General features: G+C 61.0%; 19 protein-coding genes. 7 read left to right on the top strand and 12 right to left on the bottom strand.

Annotation, left to right across the window (positions count from 1 at the left end; all coding sequences use genetic code 11):
• Nucleotides 1-23: 23 nt before the first annotated feature.
• Together LVY65_RS09130 and LVY65_RS09125 are read right to left on the bottom strand one after the other, a co-directional pair.
• Entirely contained in the window at nucleotides 24-743 is a 720-nt protein-coding gene (locus tag LVY65_RS09130) for a DUF3047 domain-containing protein (RefSeq protein ID WP_235067738.1), read from the bottom strand.
• A gap of 12 nt (nucleotides 744-755) precedes the next feature.
• Nucleotides 756-1976 carry a patatin-like phospholipase family protein gene (locus tag LVY65_RS09125; protein ID WP_235067737.1) on the bottom strand — a complete coding sequence of 407 codons (1221 nt, stop codon included), beginning with the start codon at nucleotides 1974-1976 and terminating at the stop codon, nucleotides 756-758.
• A 514-nt stretch (nucleotides 1977-2490) separates the two neighbouring features.
• On the opposite strand from LVY65_RS09125, the gene LVY65_RS09120 reads away from it, so the two are divergent.
• The 7 genes from LVY65_RS09120 to LVY65_RS09090 all read left to right on the top strand — a co-directional run bounded on the left by LVY65_RS09120 (nucleotide 2491) and on the right by LVY65_RS09090 (nucleotide 9546).
• Entirely contained in the window at nucleotides 2491-3951 is a 1461-nt protein-coding gene (locus LVY65_RS09120; RefSeq protein ID WP_235067981.1) for an efflux transporter outer membrane subunit, read from the top strand.
• Nucleotides 3948-5087, top strand: coding sequence for an HlyD family secretion protein (locus LVY65_RS09115; RefSeq protein ID WP_235067736.1), 1140 nt, complete (start codon nucleotides 3948-3950; stop codon nucleotides 5085-5087). The genes LVY65_RS09120 and LVY65_RS09115 overlap by 4 nt, the downstream gene beginning before the upstream one ends.
• Nucleotides 5084-6130: a DUF2955 domain-containing protein gene (locus LVY65_RS09110; protein ID WP_235067735.1), complete on the top strand. Its 1047-nt coding sequence runs from the start codon at nucleotides 5084-5086 to the stop codon at nucleotides 6128-6130. The genes LVY65_RS09115 and LVY65_RS09110 overlap by 4 nt, the downstream gene beginning before the upstream one ends.
• A gap of 46 nt (nucleotides 6131-6176) precedes the next feature.
• Nucleotides 6177-6638, top strand: a complete 462-nt coding sequence (locus LVY65_RS09105; protein ID WP_235067734.1) for a hypothetical protein — start codon at nucleotides 6177-6179, stop codon at nucleotides 6636-6638.
• 219 nt (nucleotides 6639-6857) lie between these two features.
• Nucleotides 6858-7676 (top strand): DUF2092 domain-containing protein, encoded by an 819-nt coding sequence (locus LVY65_RS09100; protein WP_235067732.1) that lies wholly within the window; start codon nucleotides 6858-6860, stop codon nucleotides 7674-7676.
• Nucleotides 7677-7737: 61 nt separating this feature from the next.
• Nucleotides 7738-8730 carry a hypothetical protein gene (locus LVY65_RS09095; RefSeq protein ID WP_235067731.1) on the top strand — a complete coding sequence of 331 codons (993 nt, stop codon included), beginning with the start codon at nucleotides 7738-7740 and terminating at the stop codon, nucleotides 8728-8730.
• Between the two features lie 291 nt (nucleotides 8731-9021).
• A complete protein-coding gene (locus tag LVY65_RS09090) occupies nucleotides 9022-9546 on the top strand; it encodes a superoxide dismutase family protein (protein ID WP_235067730.1) in 525 nt (174 codons plus the stop codon).
• Here LVY65_RS09090 and LVY65_RS09085 read toward each other — a convergent pair.
• The 10 genes from LVY65_RS09085 to LVY65_RS09040 all read right to left on the bottom strand — a co-directional run bounded on the left by LVY65_RS09085 (nucleotide 9543) and on the right by LVY65_RS09040 (nucleotide 19580).
• Nucleotides 9543-10196, bottom strand: coding sequence for a class I SAM-dependent methyltransferase (locus LVY65_RS09085; protein ID WP_235067729.1), 654 nt, complete (start codon nucleotides 10194-10196; stop codon nucleotides 9543-9545). The genes LVY65_RS09090 and LVY65_RS09085 overlap by 4 nt on opposite strands.
• The gene (locus LVY65_RS09080) at nucleotides 10196-10849 is read right to left on the bottom strand and encodes a tetratricopeptide repeat protein (protein ID WP_235067728.1); all 654 of its coding nucleotides are present in this window, start codon (nucleotides 10847-10849) and stop codon (nucleotides 10196-10198) included. The genes LVY65_RS09085 and LVY65_RS09080 overlap by 1 nt, the downstream gene beginning before the upstream one ends.
• Before the next feature lie 23 nt (nucleotides 10850-10872).
• Nucleotides 10873-11628, bottom strand: a complete 756-nt coding sequence (locus tag LVY65_RS09075) for an SDR family NAD(P)-dependent oxidoreductase (protein WP_235067727.1) — start codon at nucleotides 11626-11628, stop codon at nucleotides 10873-10875.
• Entirely contained in the window at nucleotides 11618-13702 is a 2085-nt protein-coding gene (locus LVY65_RS09070) for an AMP-binding protein (protein WP_235067726.1), read from the bottom strand. The genes LVY65_RS09075 and LVY65_RS09070 overlap by 11 nt, the downstream gene beginning before the upstream one ends.
• A complete protein-coding gene (locus LVY65_RS09065) occupies nucleotides 13699-14253 on the bottom strand; it encodes a thermostable hemolysin (protein ID WP_235067725.1) in 555 nt (184 codons plus the stop codon). The genes LVY65_RS09070 and LVY65_RS09065 overlap by 4 nt, the downstream gene beginning before the upstream one ends.
• A gap of 79 nt (nucleotides 14254-14332) precedes the next feature.
• Nucleotides 14333-16657 (bottom strand): TonB-dependent receptor, encoded by a 2325-nt coding sequence (locus LVY65_RS09060; protein WP_235067723.1) that lies wholly within the window; start codon nucleotides 16655-16657, stop codon nucleotides 14333-14335.
• Nucleotides 16623-17558, bottom strand: coding sequence for a FecR family protein (locus tag LVY65_RS09055; protein ID WP_235067722.1), 936 nt, complete (start codon nucleotides 17556-17558; stop codon nucleotides 16623-16625). The genes LVY65_RS09060 and LVY65_RS09055 overlap by 35 nt, the downstream gene beginning before the upstream one ends.
• Before the next feature lie 78 nt (nucleotides 17559-17636).
• On the bottom strand, nucleotides 17637-18164 hold the full coding sequence (locus LVY65_RS09050) for an RNA polymerase sigma factor (RefSeq protein WP_235067721.1): 528 nt from the start codon (nucleotides 18162-18164) through the stop codon (nucleotides 17637-17639).
• A 227-nt stretch (nucleotides 18165-18391) separates the two neighbouring features.
• Nucleotides 18392-18964, bottom strand: a complete 573-nt coding sequence (locus LVY65_RS09045; protein WP_235067720.1) for a c-type cytochrome — start codon at nucleotides 18962-18964, stop codon at nucleotides 18392-18394.
• A 115-nt stretch (nucleotides 18965-19079) separates the two neighbouring features.
• Complete coding sequence (locus tag LVY65_RS09040) at nucleotides 19080-19580, bottom strand: YybH family protein (RefSeq protein WP_235067719.1); 501 nt, start codon at nucleotides 19578-19580, stop codon at nucleotides 19080-19082.
• Between the last annotated feature and the right edge of the window lie 16 nt (nucleotides 19581-19596).

Here is a 19596-nt window from a genome sequence, read left to right as displayed (position 1 = left end):
TCCATCGGGACAAATCCCTAGGTCTAGAATGCGCAGGGCTGGCCGCGCTCAACGAAATGAATGTCGGCAAAGGCGGCCCGGCCCTTGCTCTTGGTGTTATCGCCGTCAGATGCGACCGCGAGTTGGATCGGCTTTCCAGGCTTGTTGCCGAAGGCGCGACCGAAGTCGGCACCGACATCGGCCCGCTTCGTAACCCATGTTCCCGCCCTACCCTCTCCGCTTTCGGCGACGATTAGCTGCGAACGATCCGTGTAGGAGCTCCTGCGGGCGGTGCCGACCGGATGATTATTATCCCAGACATAAACCACTGCGGCGTCGGGGACGGATCGTCCGAACATGCTTCGGGCAATCTTCAGCTTGAACTTGGTTGAGCCGGAAAGGACTTCGTCGGGCATGTCGAACGCAATGTAGACCCGGGCCGCATAATCATCTCCACTCTTGCGGGTCATGTCGGCCTTGGCCACCGGAGCGTCGACATACCAGCGCCAGCAGAGCACAGGCTTTTCCGCAAGATCGACGTTGATGGGTCGGGCTAGCAGCGACATGCTACCGTCAACTCGCGCCTCAACAGCCATTCTCCCCTCTACCGTTGTGACGCGATAAGAGGTCGGCTTCTCGCCCTTTAAAGGAATCATTGCCCATGGCGCGGGAGGAGCGCCCGCGGTCGTGAAGCGCCCGACCCAGGTTGGCGAACTGGCCGTGGCCGCGACCGCGATGAGGAAGGCGGTCGCGGACTCACGCATACTGAACCTCGCTTATTTGCCGCTGGGCTCGGTCGCCCCCCGAGGCGATTCATAACCCGGCGGATATTTCTGCCAATTATAGCCGGCTTCAGCCATTTGCCTACCGGTCGCGTAAAGCTGCCGCATATAATTGGTGTCGAATTCCTCGGTATGAGGAACGTTGAAGGTTCGCGGAATGTAGGCGAGGTTGAAGTCGATTCCTTCTTTTTGGGTAGTGCTGAAGATCCTGTACAGATCTCCGATTCCCTGCGTCGTTGTCAGCGAACCGATTGCACGCGCGGCAATCGGCAAGGTCCGGCGCTCAACGCTGGCCCAGTCGGCGTCGAGCCGGGCATTGCGGATGATATAGGCGACGCGCTTGCGCTCGACCTTGGCGACACGCGAGACCGAGATTGACGGGGGAAACAGAAATACCTGCGCCATGGTCCCACCGTCGACATGCATTTCTTGATAGCGGGTGCCGTTCACTTCAACATCGATCATGACGGGCGGAAAGGCGCCGGGGATGGACGCGGAGGCAAGCAGGATCTTCCGGAACAGTCCGAGTGAGCGTGGATCCTTGCTGGCCGCGATCGCGGTCATGTTCCAGATGACCGGCTCCAGCGAGTCGAGGTTTGCGGTCCCAACTAGAAGCACGCGCCCCTTCGCATATTCGGCAGCGATCTCGTCGAGGAACGGTTGGTTGACGTAGGATGCGATGATGCTGGCGAGCGGAGAAGTATCGGCCATGCCATCGGCGAAGAAGCCCTTGATCATGCCGCGCTTTTTGAAAATGTCCTTCTGCGACGTCTGCGTGTAAACTCGTTCGAGCACGTAATCATACTTCGGCCCGAGAAATGCGAACGGCGCGATCAGTGATCCGGTGCTTACCCCGGTGACAAGCTTGAACTCCGGGCGCGTCCCGGCGGCGGTCCAGCCGTTCAGAAGTCCGGCGCCAAATGCCCCGTTGTCGCCGCCCCCCGATATTGCGAGATAGTAGGCCGGCGGCAGCGGCCCGGTCTGCCCCTGGCTAGCGAGCCAACCTTGCTCCCGTTGCATCGCCACATAAGCGTCAGCCGCGAAGGTATCGGTTTCGCGAGCAACCAAATAGCGAATCTGGCCGAGGCCCGTGCTGGCCTGTGGGATCGATGCGGTTGGAACGGCGGGTAGCCGTCCGGGTGTCGAGCAGCCCGCCAACCCCATCTGAACCGCGCCCGCGACAAGTATTAGCTTCCGCCATACGGGAATTGCCATGTTCGTTTCCCCAAGACTGATGGGATGCTGATCCGCCGCGCGGGCGTCCCAAACCATCAGCATAAACCCTGATATATTGCCGGCAGGGGAAATAATCTGACGGCGATTTGGCAGAATAGCCCCAAGCACGCGGCTACCTTGCATGCCGCCAACAAAAAATGCGCTTACTTCCCTGCTGGACCTGCGAACGGTCGAACTGACGACGCCGACCATGCTCATCCCGTTGCAAGTCAGGCCAGACTTAGCCGCCTGGTTCGCCGGCCGTTTTCTGGTCCCGCTTGCGAATGGGCAGCGAATGCATGTTTCGGTCGACTCTACTCCGGGTCTTCCCTGATATTCGTTGCCTGGAACACAACCTAACTGTTCAGCATGCAAGGAGGCTCGCGTGCGTAGAGTTGTAATTCCGAGGCAGCACTTTCGCGCTACTTGTATAGGCCAGCCCAAAGCCTTGCCCCTGCGATTGCTGCCTACCGGGTGCCGGGGATAAGGAGTGGTGGGGCTTGGTCGCCCACAGATGGGTGCGCGCTACATCGCAACCATCCTTTGCTTGAGCGGGGCCGCAGCCTGCACACAAGGACCAGACTATCAGCGACCCGTCGTTGAAATTCCTCCCGCTTACCGCTTCGAAGAAAGTGGCCTCCCGCCAGCATCAAATCCGGACTCAGCGGCTTGGTGGAATGCATTCGACGACCCAATTCTCGATGGAATGATCCGGGAATGCATCGTCAACAATCGCGATCTGAGCATAGCAACGGCCCGGGTCGAAGAATTCGACGCCATACTCATGGGAACTCGATCGCAGGCGTTTCCGCAGATCGGCTACGACGTGTCAGGTAGCCGCAAGCGCACCAGTGAGGAGATAGGGATCCCATTCCCGCCCGGTTCCAGCCCGCTCAGCTCGAGCTTCGGCGCGCTGCTAACGTCCAGCTGGGAAATCGATCTTTGGGGCCGCATCCGACGTGAGACCGAAGCAGCTCGCGCCAACCTACTCGCTACCACTGAAGCTCGCCGCGGGGTAATCCTGACCTTGGTCGCGTCGGTAATCACCGGCTATGTAACATTGCTCGATCTCGATGACCGCCTGCAGGTCGCAAAAGATACGCTCGCGGGTCGCAAGGAGTCGGTAGTTATATTCCGCAAGCGGCTCGAAGGCGGCTACATTTCCGATTACGAAATGGCGCAGGTGCAGGCGGAATATGAGTCTGCCGCCGCCGCAGTTCCCGACCTGGAACGACTAATTGGCGTTCAGGAAAGTGCGCTGTCGGTGTTGCTGGGCCGCAATCCAGGCCCCATCGAGCGCGGACGTAAATTGCGTAGCCTGGGTACGCCGGCAGTCCCGCCGAGCCTTCCTGCCGAATTGCTGACCCGGCGCCCGGACATCCTAGCAGCCGAGCAGCAATTAATTGCGAGCAATGCCCTGATCGGAGCAGCCCGCGCGCTCTACTTTCCGCGAATTTTCCTTACCGGCATTGGTGGATTGGCAAGCAATTCCCTGGGAAATCTGTTCACCGGCACGGCGCGCACCTGGACATTCACCGGAGATGTCGCAGGCCCGATTTATACTGGTGGCGGCATTAAGGCAGCGACGGACCAGGCCGTGGCCCGCCGTGAACAATCGCTCGCCGCGTATGAACTCACCATTCAAAATGCATTTCGCGATGTCGAGGACGCCCTCATCACCGTGCAGAAATCGCGCGAGTTGGAGCAATCGGTCAATCGTCGCGTCGAGTCTTTGAAACAGGCCGTGACATTGGTGCGCATACGTTATGATAATGGCTATTCGGACTATCTCGACGTACTCGATACGGAGCGCAGCCTATTTTCTGCCGAGCTTACGCTCGCTGAAGCGCGCGGAGACACCTATCGGGCGTTGGCCAATCTGTATCGAGCGCTGGGAGGTGACTGGGTGGATCAGGTCGACGCGATGGTCATCGAGGAACGCGGAGCCAAAACGGCCGCGGCGCAACCAAGATGACAGCGCCCGAAGATACTCGCGAGGTCGCAGTGGCGGATTCAGAGCAGGTCGTAGCAGCGGCGCCCGCGAACCCGGCCCGCAAGATCATCCTGATCTCCCTTTGCGTGCTCCTGCTTCTGTACATTTACCACGTCGCGGCCGACCGGATCACGCCCTACACTTCTCAAGCAACGGTGGACACTCTGCTCGTACAGATTGCGCCGGAAGTGACCGGGCAGGTGATCGAAGTCGGGGTCAAGGACAACGGGCCGGTCAAAAAAGGCCAGGTGATGTTTCGGGTGGATCCCGAGCCATTCCAGATTGCGCTGCGCAAGGCCGAAGCCGATCTCGCGGTTGCGCTTCAGGGAGCGGAGGTTTCAGCAGTTGAGATCGGGGTAGCGAAGGCTGCACTGCAAAAGCAACGCGTCGATCTCGCGGCAAGCCGGCAGCTTGGCAAGATCGTGATCGACCTGGTTGACCAGCGCGCATTGGCCGAAACCCAGGCCATCCGGGCCCGCGCCGATATTTCAAAGACACAAGCCGACGTCCAAAAGGCCGAGGCGGAACTTGAACGCGCGCGGCAAAATCTAGGAGCAGCTGGTTACGATAACCCAAATGTGAAGCAGGCGGTTGCGGCCATCCAGCAGGCACGACTCAACCTCACCAACTCGACGGTAATCGCGCCTGCCGACGGCGTAGTCACAAACCTCCGTTTGTCGGCCGGCCAATATGTCAATCAAGGCCAACCGCTTCTCAGCTTCATCGAATATGGACCGCGTTGGATTTCGGCCGCGATGCGCGAAAACCAACTCGGAAACTTGGAACCCGGGGATAAAGTAGTGGTCGCCCTCGACGACAATCCTGGCAAGCTGTTCCAGGGGCGCGTCGATAGCATTGGCTGGGGCATCGCCCAGGGCGGCGAAGCTCCCACCGGGCAATTGCCCGATGTCCAGGCAGCCAATGGCTGGTTGCGCGAACCGCAGCGCTTTCCCGTCCGGATCGTGTTGACGCCGACCGACGACGGAACGGCGGCGCTGGCGTTCGGGCGTAGCGGAGCTCAGGCCAATGTCATGGTATTCACCGACGGCGGCTCGATCCTGAACCCAATCGGCAGGCTGTACATGCGGATAATCGCCCTGCTGAGTTACCTGCGATGAGCCAGGCCATCGCCCTTAGCGGAATGGCGGGCAGTCCCATCGACATGGCCCGGATTCAGGCGATTCTCCGGTTTGGCGTTGGAGTTACCATTGCGTTTGTCCTTTCCGAAGCGATGGGATGGGCGCCGACGATGCTGGCCCCGGTGCTGTTCGCGGTCCTGGCCGCCAACCTGCCCTTCTGCCCCCCCATTAAGCTGGGTTTGGCGCTGGTTGCCGTGATGGGTGGATCGGCCTTGATTGCGTTCATCCTGCCGTCCCTGCTTAGCGAAGCGCCTCAAGTCTTGGCCGGGGCACTTGGCTTGATCGTTTTCATGGCCTTCACCGCCATGGCGCGCGGACGCGCCAAGCTGCAGGCGACGTTTCTATTGCTATGCATTTCGACGATCCCGGTGATCGCGATCATCGCTCCGGCCCAGGCGGGAGTGATGCCGCTGGCGATGGTGCGCGGAATGACAGTGGCCGTTATCACCCTGTGGTGCATGTATGCGCTTTGGCCCAAAGTCGCGCCTCGGGGCGCTCCGCCCGGAGCTTCATCAACCGATTCACCCGTAAAGACTGCGTTGGTCGGCACGGCGGTCGTAATGCCGGTGATGCTGGTCTACCTGCTTTTGGGACTGGCGAACGCGCTACCCGTCCTGGTTACAACGGTCCTGCTCGTCGCCAATTTCGACCCTCGTCAGGGCGCGATGCAGGGTCTGGCTATGATGATCGGTAACCTCATCGGCGGTCTGATCGGGCTGGTGGCCTACATATTACTGGCGGTGATGCCCTCGCTTATCACGCTTGGCCTCGTCACATTTCTGATTGCGGTCGCTTTTGCCATCCGCATCGAAAAAGGAGGGCCGGGAGCCGCAATCGCGTTGATGACGTGCAATTCCGCCCTGATCATCTTGAGCACGGCAATAGCCAACCCTTCGTCATCGTCGGGCGTGTGGATTACTCGCCTTCTGCAATTCGCGCTCGCCTGCACGTTTGCAGTCGGGATGATGATCCTGGTGTGGAGCAAAAAGCCGCAATCGGCGACAGCAGCCGCAACGCGTTGACTGCGGACATATTTCGGAAGGCAGCGCTAGCAGGAGGATTGAAGCCATGTCAGACAAAATCCACGGCTTCATGCCGGCCACTGCCGAGATGCCATCCGACAGGCAGCGGTTGTTCATACGCTATCTCACGGGTGCGCTCATCGACCTGGTCGTATTGAATCTTTTCAATGAATATTCGGACAAGGTTTCCATCCACTCGTTCACCGTATCGTTATTGGCAGCCGTGCTGTTGCAGGCTCTTCTCAAGGCGACGATCGCGGTCGAGCATCAGGTTGCCCTGTTCTTCAAAGACAGGCCCGGTGCCTTCAATACCTTCCTGCGCTTCTTCGGAGCCTGGGTCGTGCTGTTCGGGTCGAAGTTCGTAATCCTCGAGGCCCTGTCCTTTGCCTTCGGCGACGGAGTACGCTTCGAGGGCGCATTCCATGGCCTGGTCTGGCTGATCATCGTCGTCGTCACGATGCTCATCGTCGAAGAGGCGATCGTGCGGCTGTTTCGAAAGCTCGCATAAGGCCGCTTGGACAGCGCAGTTAATGGGCCGGGACCATCGGCGGCGTAGAATTCGCTCGGACCAGTATAAGTACCGATTGGATAAGGTCGGACGGGGAGTATTTTCCCCGCATGAATAGGCCGCTGTGGCCATTTGTCGGGGAGAGCTCCCTATGACGCGTCCCTACCTTGCAGCGCCAGCAATAAAACTCTCTCTCAGTGTCAGCACGGAGTATGTCGCATGAAGCGTCTCGGCTCTACGCCTTTGGCGGTCGGACTGATCTTGGCCATCGCAACCGCACAGGGCACCACTGCGCAGACGCCGCCGCAATCGGGCACTGCCATGCCGCAATCCGCGCTCGAAGATCCAATCGCGAACGAAGGCGTCATTGAGGACGGCGCAATCGACGCGCTCAAGGAAATGAGCAATTTCCTGATGACGGCCAAGACGCTGGCGATCACGTCGCAGGGGAGCATGGACGTCGTCACCAACGACGGCCAGCGAATCCAGCTCGATGGGACCACCAGCTACAAGATCCGTCGGCCAGGCTTCGTCATCGATTACGAGAGCGACATCAAGAGCCGGCGGTTCATCTACGATGGCAAGACCTTCACCGTCTATTCGCCCAAGCTAGGCTATTACTCTACAGTCCCGGCGCCAGCGACCAACCGCGAAGTGCTGGACACCATCTACAACAAATTCGGAATCCGGTTGCCATTGGAAGACTTGTTCCGCTGGGGCGACGGTTCCAATGCGGACCGGATCCAGGCGTTGAAATCTGCCTATGAGGTCGGATCGGCGACGATCGACGGTGTGCCCACCGATCATTTCGCGTTTCGCGAAGCGGATGTGGACTGGGAAGTCTGGATTCAGAAAGGGGACCAGCCTTGGCCCCGCAAGCTGGTGATCATCGACCGGACCGATCCGGCGAGGCCGACCTTCACCGCTCGCCTGACATGGCAGATGAATCCGACCTTCACGGATGCCGACTTCGCCTTTGTCCCCGACGCGAATGCCAAGCAGATCAAGATGGCCACCTATCAGGGAACGGGAGAGTAACATGCGCGGCTTGATATCCCGAGTGGCTATGCTCAGCGCTTTCGTGAGCCTCGCGGCTTTCATGGCTCAGGAAGTCGATGCCCGCGGCGGTCGCGGCGGCGGCGGCGGCGGTCGCGGCGGCGGCGGCTTCAGCCGCGGCGGATCGAGCAGCATGAGCCGTGGCGGCGGTTTCGGCGGCGGTAGTCGCGGGGGTTTCAGCAGCGGCAGTCGTGGGAGTTACGGCGGCGGCGGTAGTCGCGGCGGCTATGGTGGCGGCGGCGGCCGGGGCGGCTACGGCCAGTCCGGATTCAGTCGTGGTGGCAGCTACAGCCGGCCTTCAGGCGGATATAGCCGGCCGACAACCAGGCCCGCGGGAGGAGGCGTCGCCTCATCCCGACCCGGCGGGGCCGGAGGCATTGGTGGCGTCGGCGGCGCTGGCCGGCCCGGCGGCGTCGGTGGAGCGGGGCGTCCAGGCGGAGTTGGTGGCGCTGGTGGTGTCGGCAAGCCCGGCAAACCCGGTGGTGTCGGCGGTGTCGGTGGCGCAGGTGGCGTCGGCAAGCCCGGTGGTGTCGGTGGTGTCGGTGGTGTCGGTGGTGTCGGTGGTGTCGGCGGAGCTGGCGGCGTCGGCAAGCCCGGTGGTGTCGGCGGTGTTGGCGGTGTCGGCGGAGCTGGCGGCGTTGGTCGCCCCGGCGGCGCTGGCGGAGGAGTTCAGCGACCGGGCCAGGGCGGTGGAATCAACAACAGCGGCAATCGCATCAACAACGGCAATATCAATACCGGCAATATCAATACCGGCGACATCAACATCGACAATGACTGGGGTGGCGATTGGGACGGCTGGGGCGATTATCCGCTCGGCGCCGGCCTTGCTATCGGCGCAATGGCCGGGTGGACGGCTGCGGCGATCGGGTCTGCATATTATTCATTGCCCCCAGGCTGTTCGCCTTATGCTTATTACGGCTACAATTATTACAACTGCGGCGGCGCCTATTATCAGCCGCAATATGAGGGAGACACGGTCGTTTACGTGACCGTTCCAGACCCAAGCACGCAGGGCGCGCCTCCGCCGCCATAAGTGGGAATATTTTGTGGCCTGCCAATTCCACCACTTAATTGATGGGGGATGAGTCGCGGCGGCGATAGTCGCGGGCTAATCTGCACTTTCCACTCAATGCGGCTATTTCGTGCCCACAGCCGTTGACTTCATGCTCCGTTCCAGTTGGAGCGTACCTCTGTCCGACTTCCCTTCGTCTCCCGCATTCGCGCTGTCGAATAGTCTCGGCCGCTCGTTGCTGTGCGCACCTGTGGTGTCATCCGGGCCGCGACGTCATGACGATGTACGAGTCCCTCAAAGGAAGTGATCATCATGCATAAGTCGATCCTTGTTGGCCTTTCAGCTTTCCTGTCGGCATCGTCCCTTCATGCGGAGGCCGTCTCGCGAACCGCGGATATCGTCGGCGACGGCGGAAAGACGATCGGCGTGGTCAATGTGACCAATGCTCCTCGCGGGGTTCTTATCAAGGTCGATGTGTCCGGTCTCACTCCGGGATGGCACGGCATGCACATTCATTCGGTCGCAACATGCGCAGATGCCGGGTTCAAGGCCTCGGGCGGCCATGTGCATGGAATGGGCGCCGCGACGTCCATCCATGGGTTGCTCAATGACCAGGAGACCGATCTCGGCGATCTGCCGAACATCTATGCCAGCGCGGACGGTCATGCCGCGGCCGAGGTCTTCGCGCCCAATCTTTCCCTGGAAGAGGCGCCCGGCCGCCTCAATATAATCGACAGCGACGGTTCGGCGATCATCATTCACGCCGCCGCGGATGATCATCAGACGCAACCGATCGGAGGCGCAGGCGTTCGCGTTGGCTGCGCCGCGATCCGCTAGTCGCGTGGGTTGATCCGGGCGGTTGCAACAAGGCCGGTCAAGCCGCCCGGCAAAGCGATCTCCTCTACGCTTCGATCACTTTCGGGCACGCTGCTACGTTCAAGCTCCTGCACAAGTAGTTCGCGCGTGAAATGGCGATGGGTGGCAGTCGTCGCGAAACCCCAATCGTGCATCGATTCCGCGGCTGTAACGTACACTGCCAGGCGTGCATCGGGGCGGGCAATTCGCCGAATACCGGCAATAAGGGTGGGCACGTCGTCGCAAAAATAAAGGATGTTGATCGCCGCAAATTTATCGAATGCCTTGGGGCCGAAGGGCAGTGCCATCATGTCGCCCTTCCGAAGCGATAGGCGACCACATCGCACCGCTGCTCGATTACGTCGCCAGGCGGCAGCGATCATCGTATCCGACTGATCCAGTCCGACGACGTGGTTGGCCCGCGACATCATGGCGATGGCGGAGCCGTCACCGCATCCAATGTCCAGAACCCGGTCGGTCGGCTGCAGGTCCAGAGAGCCCACAACCGCCTGGATCGGCTTGCGGTTGGCAAAGCGCATCACTGTTCCAACAAGGCGGCCGCTCGCCCCGCTGGGGTGACGAAGCTGGCGGCCGACCGCCAGCCCCGCCTGCGCCTTCCATCGTTCAATCATTAGCCGAGCTTGGCCAGCAAGGCCCTGACTTCGGTTCGGCGCCCGGCGTCCCAGACCGGTCGGTCCGGGTTGGTCGGCGCCTGCAGTGCACGCTGCAGATATTGCCTGGCGTGAACCTTGTCGCCTTCCTGGGCGAGGAAGTCGCCATAGAAGAAATTATTGTCGAGCCCCTTTGGATCTTGCGTCAATGCCTGCTGGAAATAGGTCCGCGCTTTGGACGTGCTGCCGAAGCCAATCGGCCAGCCTGGAACCTTGTAATAGAGGACGCCCAGGCTCATCGCCGCGCCGCCATCGGCAACCTTTGGATTGATCGCATATGCCTTTGCCAGGATATCGCGCGCCCGGGTTGCTACTCCGAGTTGCTTTAGGGTCGAAGCGCGGGCCGCTTCTTCGCTTACGACGATACCTTCCCACAGCAGCGGCTCCGCCTTGCCGGGATATTTCAGCGTAACCGCATGTGCCTGCTTCTCGAGCGCGGCGAGCTGTTGGAACTGCGCGCCGCGATCCTTGATCTGGTAGCGGATATGGGCCCAGCTATTGTTGATGCGCATGACATCGGCGTCCATTCCGCCACTGTCCGCGGCCAGGGCCGGCATCGCCATCGTGCCGATGGCCAGCGCACCGAAAAATGCAACAACAGGGTTGGAAACCATCACTTAATCCTTTGCTTCGTTGGTCAATTTGCAAATAGCGCCCGCGCCTTGGCAGTCGTGCCTTCAAGGCCTGCATCGATAAGGCGGGGGCAAATCCCGTTTAGGCGGGTAAAAATATGCTCGGCGATTCCAAGGGTGACTTCCTTGCGCCGGTCGACAATTGCTCTTGCGATCCGACGAACAACTTTCGCCGGATCATCCACCTGCATTTTGGCGACTTCGAGGAAGCGATTCACCGTGGCGTCGTTGAACCCTGTGCGCACCGCGCGCGGTGCTATGTAGGTGATCGCAATTGGCGACTTGCCGAGTTCGCGGCGAAGCCCTTCCGACAGCCCGCGCAGGCCGCACTTGCTGCTGGAATAGGTCGCGAAGTGCGGATAGTTCACCGCACCCATCACGGAACCGATGTTGACGATTTGTCCGTCGCCACGCGCCTGCATCTGCGGCAGGACGAAACGCATCAAGGTAGCGGGCGCGATGAGGTTGACGACATAGCCTGTCCAGATGTTGCTCGTATCCTGCCGTTCGAACGGGCCAAAATATTGCATCCCCGCCAGGTTCACGAGCATGTCGACCCGCCGTGCGGCGAGCGTCGCACCCAGGTCGGCAATTCCGCTCTCACTGGAGAGGTCGGCGATGATGGTTTCGTCGCAATCGAGGCAATCTAAGCGATCGACGCCGATTAATTTCGCGCCATGGCCTTTCAACTCGCGGCTCAGCAAACTTCCGAGCCCGCCCGCGGCGCCGGTGAGGACGACCGCCTTCCCGTCAAGCCGCATGACGGGTCCCTTCCAGCTCGATAGCGCCGAACAACCCTCCAAATAGCCGGAACATGTCCTTGGCCATTTCTATGATCGCCGACTGATCTTTCGGATCGTCGATGCGGTTCATCAGCGCTTCGAAGAATTTCATATGATCCTGGTCGAGCGCACCATGGGAATTGAGGTATCGGAACGCGGCCTTTGGCAGCCCAAGCTTCTGCTGCACGGCGGACGCACCGTGTGACGCCATGGCGACGCTGGTCCCTTCGAGCACGAACACCATTCCGAAAAAGGCTGCCGGATTTCCGGTGCGGATGACACGATAGGCATGGTCGACCATTGCCTTGGTTGCCGGATTGGGAGCGCTTTGCGCTGCGATGGCGCGATCGCCCCCGGCGGCCTCAATGTCGTCTAGAACCCATTCCTCATGACCGGTCTCCTCGACGATATATTCGTCGAGTGCGTTAGCCAGCATCATGTTGCCGCGCGCCGCTAGGATCGCTCGCGCCTCCAGCATCAGCGGGACGGTCTGGCGCACATGGTGATATGCCTGGGTGAGGTAAGCGATATAGTCGGCCCGGCTGATCTGGCCGGTCAGGCCCGCAATCAGTTGCGGAGTCATCGCAAATCGCGCCTGGTCCTCGCTCGTTGCCGCGATCAGTCGTTGAAAGAATGGAACCACCTCTGTCTCCTTGGGATAGGCTTGGTTGATCGCCGCCCGCCGGAGGCGGCCATTGCCGGTCAGCTGTCTGTTGGCGGGAGTAAACGGGGGCACGAGCCGGAATCGTGCAGCGCGGGCATATTCGGGAAGGGCGCCATTCACCCGATCGAGGGCCGGCTGAACGTCGACAGCCGGTCCTGCTGGCACGATGAGCGCTTCCAGCGTGGCGTCGCCATCACCGCGAACCATCGCCTGAGCGACCTCCGGCTGGGCGGCCAGCAACCCCTCGATCCATTCAGGCGAAACGTTCCGTCCGAAACTGGTAACGATGAGATTGGATTTGCGACCCTCGATCCAGAGCTGGCCATCCTCGTCGATACGGCCGATATCGCCGGTCGCAAATGGACCGGGCTTGCGCGGATTCCCGACCAGGCCGAGGAACAGGGGACCGTCGATGACGATCTCCCCGTCATCGGCCAGGGACAGGCGATGCGCGCCGATCGATCGGCCGACGCTTCCCTTTGAAATGCCGATCCTGGCTTCTAGCGTGATGACCGATCCGGCCTCTGTCATCCCATAGCCTTGGCAAATCGGCAGCCCGACCGCCCGCGCCCGCCCCAAGAGGGCGTCGGAAATACTGGCACCTCCTACCGCAACCAAATTCAATCGCGGCAGGCGAACACCGCTCACCTCCATCGCCGCCACGATTGCGGACAGATATTCGGGGACGACGATCAGTGACGTCGCTTGCGCCCGATCGATGGCCCCGATCAGTGCCATCAAGTCCGGCCGCAAGGGGTCGGACAGACCGACCTGTTCTCCCGGCAGCGGAACATATGTTCCGCCGGCGATCAGCGACGCAAACAGGCCGGCCACTTGTTCGAGAAGGATTCCGAATGGCAGGATTGGCAGGTGGCGCCCCGCCATTTCGCGGCCAAGCCGGTCACAGACAGCAGTGGCGACAGCAATAAGGTGCGCCGCCGACAGGCATACGCCTTTGGGTATGCCTGTCGATCCGCTACTAAAGCTGATTACCGCCGTGCCGCTTGGAAGATCAGCCTTCGCTACCTCGCGATATCGGAGGTCGAGCTTGATTGTCCCGCAGTCGAAAGCGCAGTTTGTCACAAGCGCCACAGCACCAGCATTATTGAGCGCAGCAAGTCGTTGGGCGCTGCTGAAATAGGGCGGCAGCGGGATGATCGGAATTCTCGACTCCACGAAGGCGACGAGCAGCATCGCGCTTGCGGCCGAGTGGTCGAGAATCAGGCCGACCGGCCTTCCGTCGAAACCAAGGCAATTGATCTCGGTGACGGCGCCGGCAATGGCCACAGCGGCGCCGGCCCAGCCTATTGGCTGCACGCCATCATCGAATGCCGGATTTGTACGGCCGGCCTCGGCATGGCCGCGAATGCTATTCAGAAGGCCGGTCACGCGCAGATTCCAACAAGCCCATCGTCGAAGCCGGCCAGTTTTGGCCGGGCCGGCGCAATCAGGCCGGCGCAAACCCGCGGCGACTGGTCATAATATTGGCCCCACTTCTCAGCGCCGTTGGGCAACCGCGAGGGATCGGCATCGCAAATTTCCAAAATGGAAATCCCAAGGCGGGCGAACATCGAGCGCAGCGGTTCCGTAAGAACCGCCACCGCAACATCCGCCACTCCGTCGAGGTGGCGCGCGGTCCGGGCCCAAAGCGCGATCGTTGCGCGGCTGCGATCGGATGCGTGGGCGCCGATTTCGACGATCCGACGGCGATCGATGGCCCGGCCGAATGCGGAACTGACGACCGCTTCGATGGGGTCGTCCAGGTAATCCTCGAGGAATAGCCTCTCCGTTGATGCGACGCGAAATCCGAGCGCCGCACTGGGCCCTTTCCTTCCGCCCGGATCGACGACACAGAAATGCGGATATTCCACTGCCGGAACCGCTCCGTGGACGATCGCGTAGCGACGCTCGATCAATTGCCTAACGGCCGCAGCCTGCATTGGATATTCCCCGGCTATTTGGGGAAAGGACGACACGCGCAAGCTGAGACCTCAGCCGGACTCCACAAAAAAATTCGATCTAGAAGCTTCGGCCGACCGTGATGCCGACAGTGCGCGGCTTCAAAGGGGTACGTTGCGGCTCTGTTCGGACCCGATAGGGGTTGCCGAACGCAAAGGTGTCGGCGCTACTGTTGGCGAGGTTGTCGCCCACTAGCGCTACGGTCCAGCCTCCGCGCGTTAAGCCGAGGGAGGCATCGATAACCGCGTGTCCGCCGGTGCGGCGGTCAAGCGCGGGGTCGAAACTCAAATGCGTCGCCCCGACGTACTGCAGGCCGAGATTTGCCTTGCCTTCCCAGGATCCGAGCCTGAACTCCTGGGCCAGTTTCAATCTTGCCGATAGCTGGGGAACGACAGGCAGGCGCCGGTCATCGATTGGTTCGCCGGATCCCGACGATTCCAGCCGGGCCGACTGGAGGAGCAGGCCACCAATCAACTCCGTTCGATGCGATATTGCCCAGCGAATATCCGCTTCCACACCGTAATTCCGCGCATTTCCCGCATTACGCGTTGCGACCAGCCCGTTCGCCAGCAGCTCGTCGGTCTGCACATGCTTCCATTGCGCCGCGAATAGCGTGGCGTCGACCGACAGCGATGGAATTAGCTCCAGGCGAGATCCTAGTTCGGCGCTTGCCAGTTCATCGGCGTCATATGACGGCTGAGTGGCATCGGGCTGAATATTGATTCCTCCCGGCCGATAAGCTGTCGCCGCCCGGACGAAGAAGGTTGCGTGGTCGGTGGGGTTCCAGGCGATGCTGGCGCTGCCCGAACCCCTGACCTTTCGCTGGCCGCGAAGGCTGTCCGAACCACCCTGGCGTCCTTCGTCTTCGACCCGGCTGGAAAAGACCCTGGCACCACCGCCAAGCTTCAGCGTGGGGGTGAGTGCAACGCTCGCTTCTCCAAAAAGCGCCGCTTCGGTCACCGACCGTTTGAAGGTCAAAATGGGAAAAACGTCAGCGGAATCCTCGGCGACGATGTCCGCGTCGGTCGTCGCCTTGATCAGCGAGACGCCAGCCAGCCAATCAAACCGCCCGGAGTGCGGATTACTGACCCGGATTTCCTGATCGAACAGGCTGTAATTGCGATCGTCGTCGACTTTCGTTGGGCCGGTCGCTCCGAGCAATGCCGCCAGCGGCGTGGCATCGTAAGCAGCAACCGCCTCCTGGCGGCTGATGCTGGTGATCGACGTCACGTCAACGCCGCCAAGCGGCCCCCGCACCGTCAACATGGCGACCTTAGCGTCGAGGTCGCGGGGTTCGCGGAGGCGGTCGCTTCGTTCCAGTGGCCCCAGGTCGCCGTCGACATATTGGCTATCGCGCGCACCGCGACTTTGGGCACCGGCGGCAAGGTCGATCGTCCAGCCGCCCGGCGTCCAGCGAAGGGTGGCCCGTCCGCCACTAAGCCGCTCGTTATTGGAATCGTTGCGTCCGCCGACATTGTCGATCCAGCCGGCCTGCTGCTGGCGGTAGGCGACTGCGCGCAGCGCTAGCCGACCGCTAGCCAGCGGCACGTTGATCGCCACCGACTGACTGTTCGACAGGTCGCCGTCCTGCGTCAGCGACAATCCCCCGAATATTTGGGCCGAGGCATGGGAAGTGTCGGGCCGGTTGGTTGAGATCTTGACGATACCACCCAAGGCCCCTGTGCCGTAGAGTGGGCCTTGCGGACCTTCGAGCACTTCGACCTGATCAATATCGACCAATGCCCAGTCGGGATCGGGCGCATCATAGTTAAGCCGGGATTCGTCGAGCAGGATTGCGACGCTTCCCTGATTGAAGCCATTCAGCGGGCCATCACCGATCCCGCGGAGAAACATGCGATTGCGGCCGGGCCCCAGCCCGCTGATGCTCAAGGCTGGAATGTCGCGAGCAAGAGCGTCGCTGCCGGGAATTCCGGTAGCTGAAAATAGGCGGTCGTCGCGGATAACTCGGATTGTGGCTGGCAGGGTCGACAAGGGCGAAGGCCGTTTGAGTGCCGTAACCACAATTTCCGGCTGTGGCACGTCGCTTTGCGACGGAGCAGTAGGGATCGGCGTGGGACGAGGCTCGGTCGTCGGGACCCGCTCAATCCTGAAGCTTGACAGTCCGGTCGCGATCGCCCGGTAGCCGCTCCCCTGAAGCATCTGGCGCAACGCCTCTGAAGCGTTCGACGCACCGCGTACTTCGCGAGTGCGTATATCTGGAAGTCGTCCAGCATAGCCGACTGACACCCCGGTGCTATCGGACAGCCGTCGGATTGCCTTTGCCAACGCTCCGGCGGGAATATTGATCGGCCGCGATTCCGCATGCACGGACGCAGCGGAGGCCGGATTGCTAGCGGCCGCGAGGCTCCAGGCGAATACCGCCATCCACAGGCCTGGTTTCCACAGAAAGGATTTGGGCCAGGGCTCGGGCGGGCGACGCACCTTCGTCAATCGCAATCACTCCGCTGAAAGGCTGGTTGGCGATAGCCGGATCGACCATGACCTTCTCGCCCGAATAGCGCGAGATGTCGCGGGCCACCAGCGCCAGGGGGGTCTGGTCGAATTGCAGCTGTCCACGGCGCCAACTGGCGACCTGTTGCGGATCGACGCTCGTCATCCGGATAGTCTTGCTGGACCGGTCGGCACGGAGGCCATGCCCGGCAGCAAGGGCGATCGGCTTCGCTAGCCGTTCGGACGACACGGACAGGGAACCCTCCGCGACGTCGACGCTGACGCCATCGGCCTCATTCCCAACCGAGAATTGAGTGCCCACATCACTAATCTGGAATTCACCCGCGCGAATAATAAGGGTCCGACCGGGCTTGTGGGGGATATCGAAATAACCCGTACCTTCCAATGCCAGCTGGTCGCCCTGAACCGTAAGGTGACTTGCCGGCGCAAGCACAATCTTGGAGCCGTCGCCAAGGGCAATCTGGCTGTTCTTGCCAATCGCCGAGCGATAGTCCTGGATTGGCACGTCACGGCCGACCGGCTGGAGCGCGAAGACGAGGGCGAGGCAGGCGGCAATTGCGCCCCCGCCCATCCCAGCCCAACGGCCCCAGCGTAAAGGCTGGCTATCGTTCGCTGCTACTGGGAGTGGTTCGGGACGTGCGGCGGCAAGTCGTGTGGAATGGTCGTCAAGCTCGGCATCGATGAGGGCAAGCTCGTCATATGCCGCGCGGTGCCGCGGGTCAGCCTCAAGCCAATGGGTGAAGCCGGGCCAATCCATGGCATCATCCGGCTCGCGAACGAGCCAGTTGGCAGCCTCCTCGTAAATTCGGTCCATCGTCATGCCTTGCAGCCCGTGGCGCTGGCCACCGGACTTCCCTGATCATTGCGTTGACGTCGCGCCACGGCCATCGCCTCAGTCCCCCAGCAACCGGCGAAGATGATTCATCGCCACCGCCATATGTTTTTCGACAGCGCTCTTGCTGATGCCGAGCTCTGCCGCGACCTCCCCGTGGCTCAGGCCATCAAGCTTGTGCCTTCGCAGGACGCGCTGGGCGCCAGCGGGCAACTGGGCGATGGCATCGGCCAAGCGCCTCGCCTCGCCACTCTCCACCATGAGCTGTTCTGCGTTCGGCGAACTGTCGGAGACTTCCATCAAGGTCGAATGGAGGCCATGCCGATCGGCGGTCCATTCGCTCTCCCGCCGTTCGCGCCGGCGCGCTTCGCGAATGCGGTCGAGCACGAGATTGTTCGCCATCCGGAAAAGGTAGGCGGTGGGACTGGCAATCGGCCCAGGCTGTCCGGTGTTGACCTTTATCCAGAGCTCACTCAGCAAATCATCGGCATCAGCTTCGCTTCCGGTCCTTGCGACCAGAAACCGCCGAAGCTCGGCGCGCCGCTCTTCCAGCAGTCCTACTAGGCCTTGATGGGATTCCAGCGACATGGATGCGATCGAGCCATTGGATTTGATTAGCGGCGCCCTTGTTAGTCCGGCAAACCCCCATCGCCCAAACGGCAACAATCATCAAATTCCAACTTCGAACAGATAGTGGTTGTAGAATATTGGTCGGGCAATTGGATCAGGGCAGCCGGATGGACGGCGGAAACTCATCAAGCGCTATGTCCGCAGTGGGTCTAAAGTTGCCGTTGGGGTCGCGCCTCGATACCATCTCAATGCGCATGTTTGTGTTGATGCGGGTGCTCGGCCTCCGAGCCCGACTCTCGACTGTGACCGACCATCATACCCTGCATGCCCTTCATCATTTCATCATGATCCGCGGGGGCGTTGGCGAGCGCGGCCTTGTATTGTTCGGGTGAGAGTTTCGACAGAGTGCGGACGAATGCCACCATGTTCCAGATAAGCTGGTCATCGTGGGTACGGCCCCAGGCCGGCATGGCGCTGAGTTTGACGCCATGCTTAATGATCCAGAACTGCTGCGCGGCTGAACGGTCCGATGGGCGTGCAAGTTCTGGTGCCGGCGGATAGAGGCCTTGGCTCAGCTCAGACTTCTCCATGCCCGGACCCAAATGGCAGCCCGTGCACATTTCCGCGTAGAGTCCAGCGCCGGCAGCGATCCGTTTGGGGTCGGCCAAATCAGCGGGAGGGACAATGTCGCGAGAGTGGTGCTTGATGGCGCGCTCACGCAGCTGATTAAGCGTCTCATAAACGAGCTTTGAGTGCGGTGCGTCGGCGCCGATATTATAAACACCGACATAGATAAAAACTCCGACGAAGGCTGCCATTACTAGCAGCAACAATCCTACAAACGCGCTGCTTGGCAAATGCCGGCGCAGATCTAGAAACCTTCCTTCGGCCATCGGAACTTCCCCCTTCTTATTTCCTATCACCGCACAGAGATCATGACGCGCTCGGTTTGCGAGCGGAGTTGTGACCGACGAGGATCTTCCACTGCCCACCGACCTTTTTCAGGACGCTAGTGGTGACGCCGAGGCGCTCGGCCACCACGCCGGTCTTTGTTTCGATGCGGTATTTGTAACTCTCGGTGGCAAGCGCGACCGGCCCCTCGAAACGGACATCCACCTTATAGTCCGAGAAGCTGAAGCTCTTGAACTCCCCCAATTCGGGCGTGAGGTGATGGGCCAAATAGTGGGCGTAGGTCCCTTCGACGCCGCCGGTCTCGACGATTGCAGAGTCGGAAGTAAACAGGTGCTCAGTGCCAGTCCCGTCGAGGCGTTCAACCGCTGACTGATAGTGCCTCAGTACGCTTTTGACCGCAGCTTCGTCCGCGCTTTGTGCCGCCTTCGCCGGTGCCTCGGCTGTGGGGTTGTGACCTGCATGCTGTGCGACCGCAGGTTGGGTCGCGAGCATGGCAGCAGTGATAACAGCAATGAACTTCATTTATTCTTCTCCCTCT

This window comes from Sphingomonas cremea (genome assembly GCF_021502585.1).
Classification (GTDB): Bacteria; Pseudomonadota; Alphaproteobacteria; order Sphingomonadales; family Sphingomonadaceae; genus Sphingomicrobium; species Sphingomicrobium cremea.
Note: the sequence above shows the minus strand (reverse complement) of the source record. Positions and strands in the feature narration are given on the sequence as shown.

Excerpts from the sequence above, each read along its gene's own strand:
- LVY65_RS09100 (WP_235067732.1), top strand. The coding sequence starts at position 6,858 with ATGAAGCGTCTCGGCTCTACGCCTTTGGCGGTCGGACTGATCTTGGCC.
- LVY65_RS09040 (WP_235067719.1), bottom strand. The coding sequence starts at position 19,580 with ATGAAGTTCATTGCTGTTATCACTGCTGCCATGCTCGCGACCCAACCT.
- LVY65_RS09075 (WP_235067727.1), bottom strand. The coding sequence starts at position 11,628 with ATGCGGCTTGACGGGAAGGCGGTCGTCCTCACCGGCGCCGCGGGCGGG.
- LVY65_RS09045 (WP_235067720.1), bottom strand. The coding sequence starts at position 18,964 with ATGGCAGCCTTCGTCGGAGTTTTTATCTATGTCGGTGTTTATAATATC.
- LVY65_RS09130 (WP_235067738.1), bottom strand. The coding sequence starts at position 743 with ATGCGTGAGTCCGCGACCGCCTTCCTCATCGCGGTCGCGGCCACGGCC.
- LVY65_RS09060 (WP_235067723.1), bottom strand. The coding sequence starts at position 16,657 with ATGGCGGTATTCGCCTGGAGCCTCGCGGCCGCTAGCAATCCGGCCTCC.
- LVY65_RS09120 (WP_235067981.1), top strand. The coding sequence starts at position 2,491 with ATGGGTGCGCGCTACATCGCAACCATCCTTTGCTTGAGCGGGGCCGCA.
- LVY65_RS09115 (WP_235067736.1), top strand. The coding sequence starts at position 3,948 with ATGACAGCGCCCGAAGATACTCGCGAGGTCGCAGTGGCGGATTCAGAG.
- LVY65_RS09090 (WP_235067730.1), top strand. The coding sequence starts at position 9,022 with ATGCATAAGTCGATCCTTGTTGGCCTTTCAGCTTTCCTGTCGGCATCG.
- LVY65_RS09110 (WP_235067735.1), top strand. The coding sequence starts at position 5,084 with ATGAGCCAGGCCATCGCCCTTAGCGGAATGGCGGGCAGTCCCATCGAC.
- LVY65_RS09055 (WP_235067722.1), bottom strand. The coding sequence starts at position 17,558 with ATGGACCGAATTTACGAGGAGGCTGCCAACTGGCTCGTTCGCGAGCCG.
- LVY65_RS09125 (WP_235067737.1), bottom strand. The coding sequence starts at position 1,976 with ATGGCAATTCCCGTATGGCGGAAGCTAATACTTGTCGCGGGCGCGGTT.
- LVY65_RS09085 (WP_235067729.1), bottom strand. The coding sequence starts at position 10,196 with ATGATTGAACGATGGAAGGCGCAGGCGGGGCTGGCGGTCGGCCGCCAG.
- LVY65_RS09080 (WP_235067728.1), bottom strand. The coding sequence starts at position 10,849 with ATGGTTTCCAACCCTGTTGTTGCATTTTTCGGTGCGCTGGCCATCGGC.
- LVY65_RS09095 (WP_235067731.1), top strand. The coding sequence starts at position 7,738 with ATGGCTCAGGAAGTCGATGCCCGCGGCGGTCGCGGCGGCGGCGGCGGC.
- LVY65_RS09105 (WP_235067734.1), top strand. The coding sequence starts at position 6,177 with ATGTCAGACAAAATCCACGGCTTCATGCCGGCCACTGCCGAGATGCCA.
- LVY65_RS09050 (WP_235067721.1), bottom strand. The coding sequence starts at position 18,164 with ATGTCGCTGGAATCCCATCAAGGCCTAGTAGGACTGCTGGAAGAGCGG.
- LVY65_RS09065 (WP_235067725.1), bottom strand. The coding sequence starts at position 14,253 with ATGCAGGCTGCGGCCGTTAGGCAATTGATCGAGCGTCGCTACGCGATC.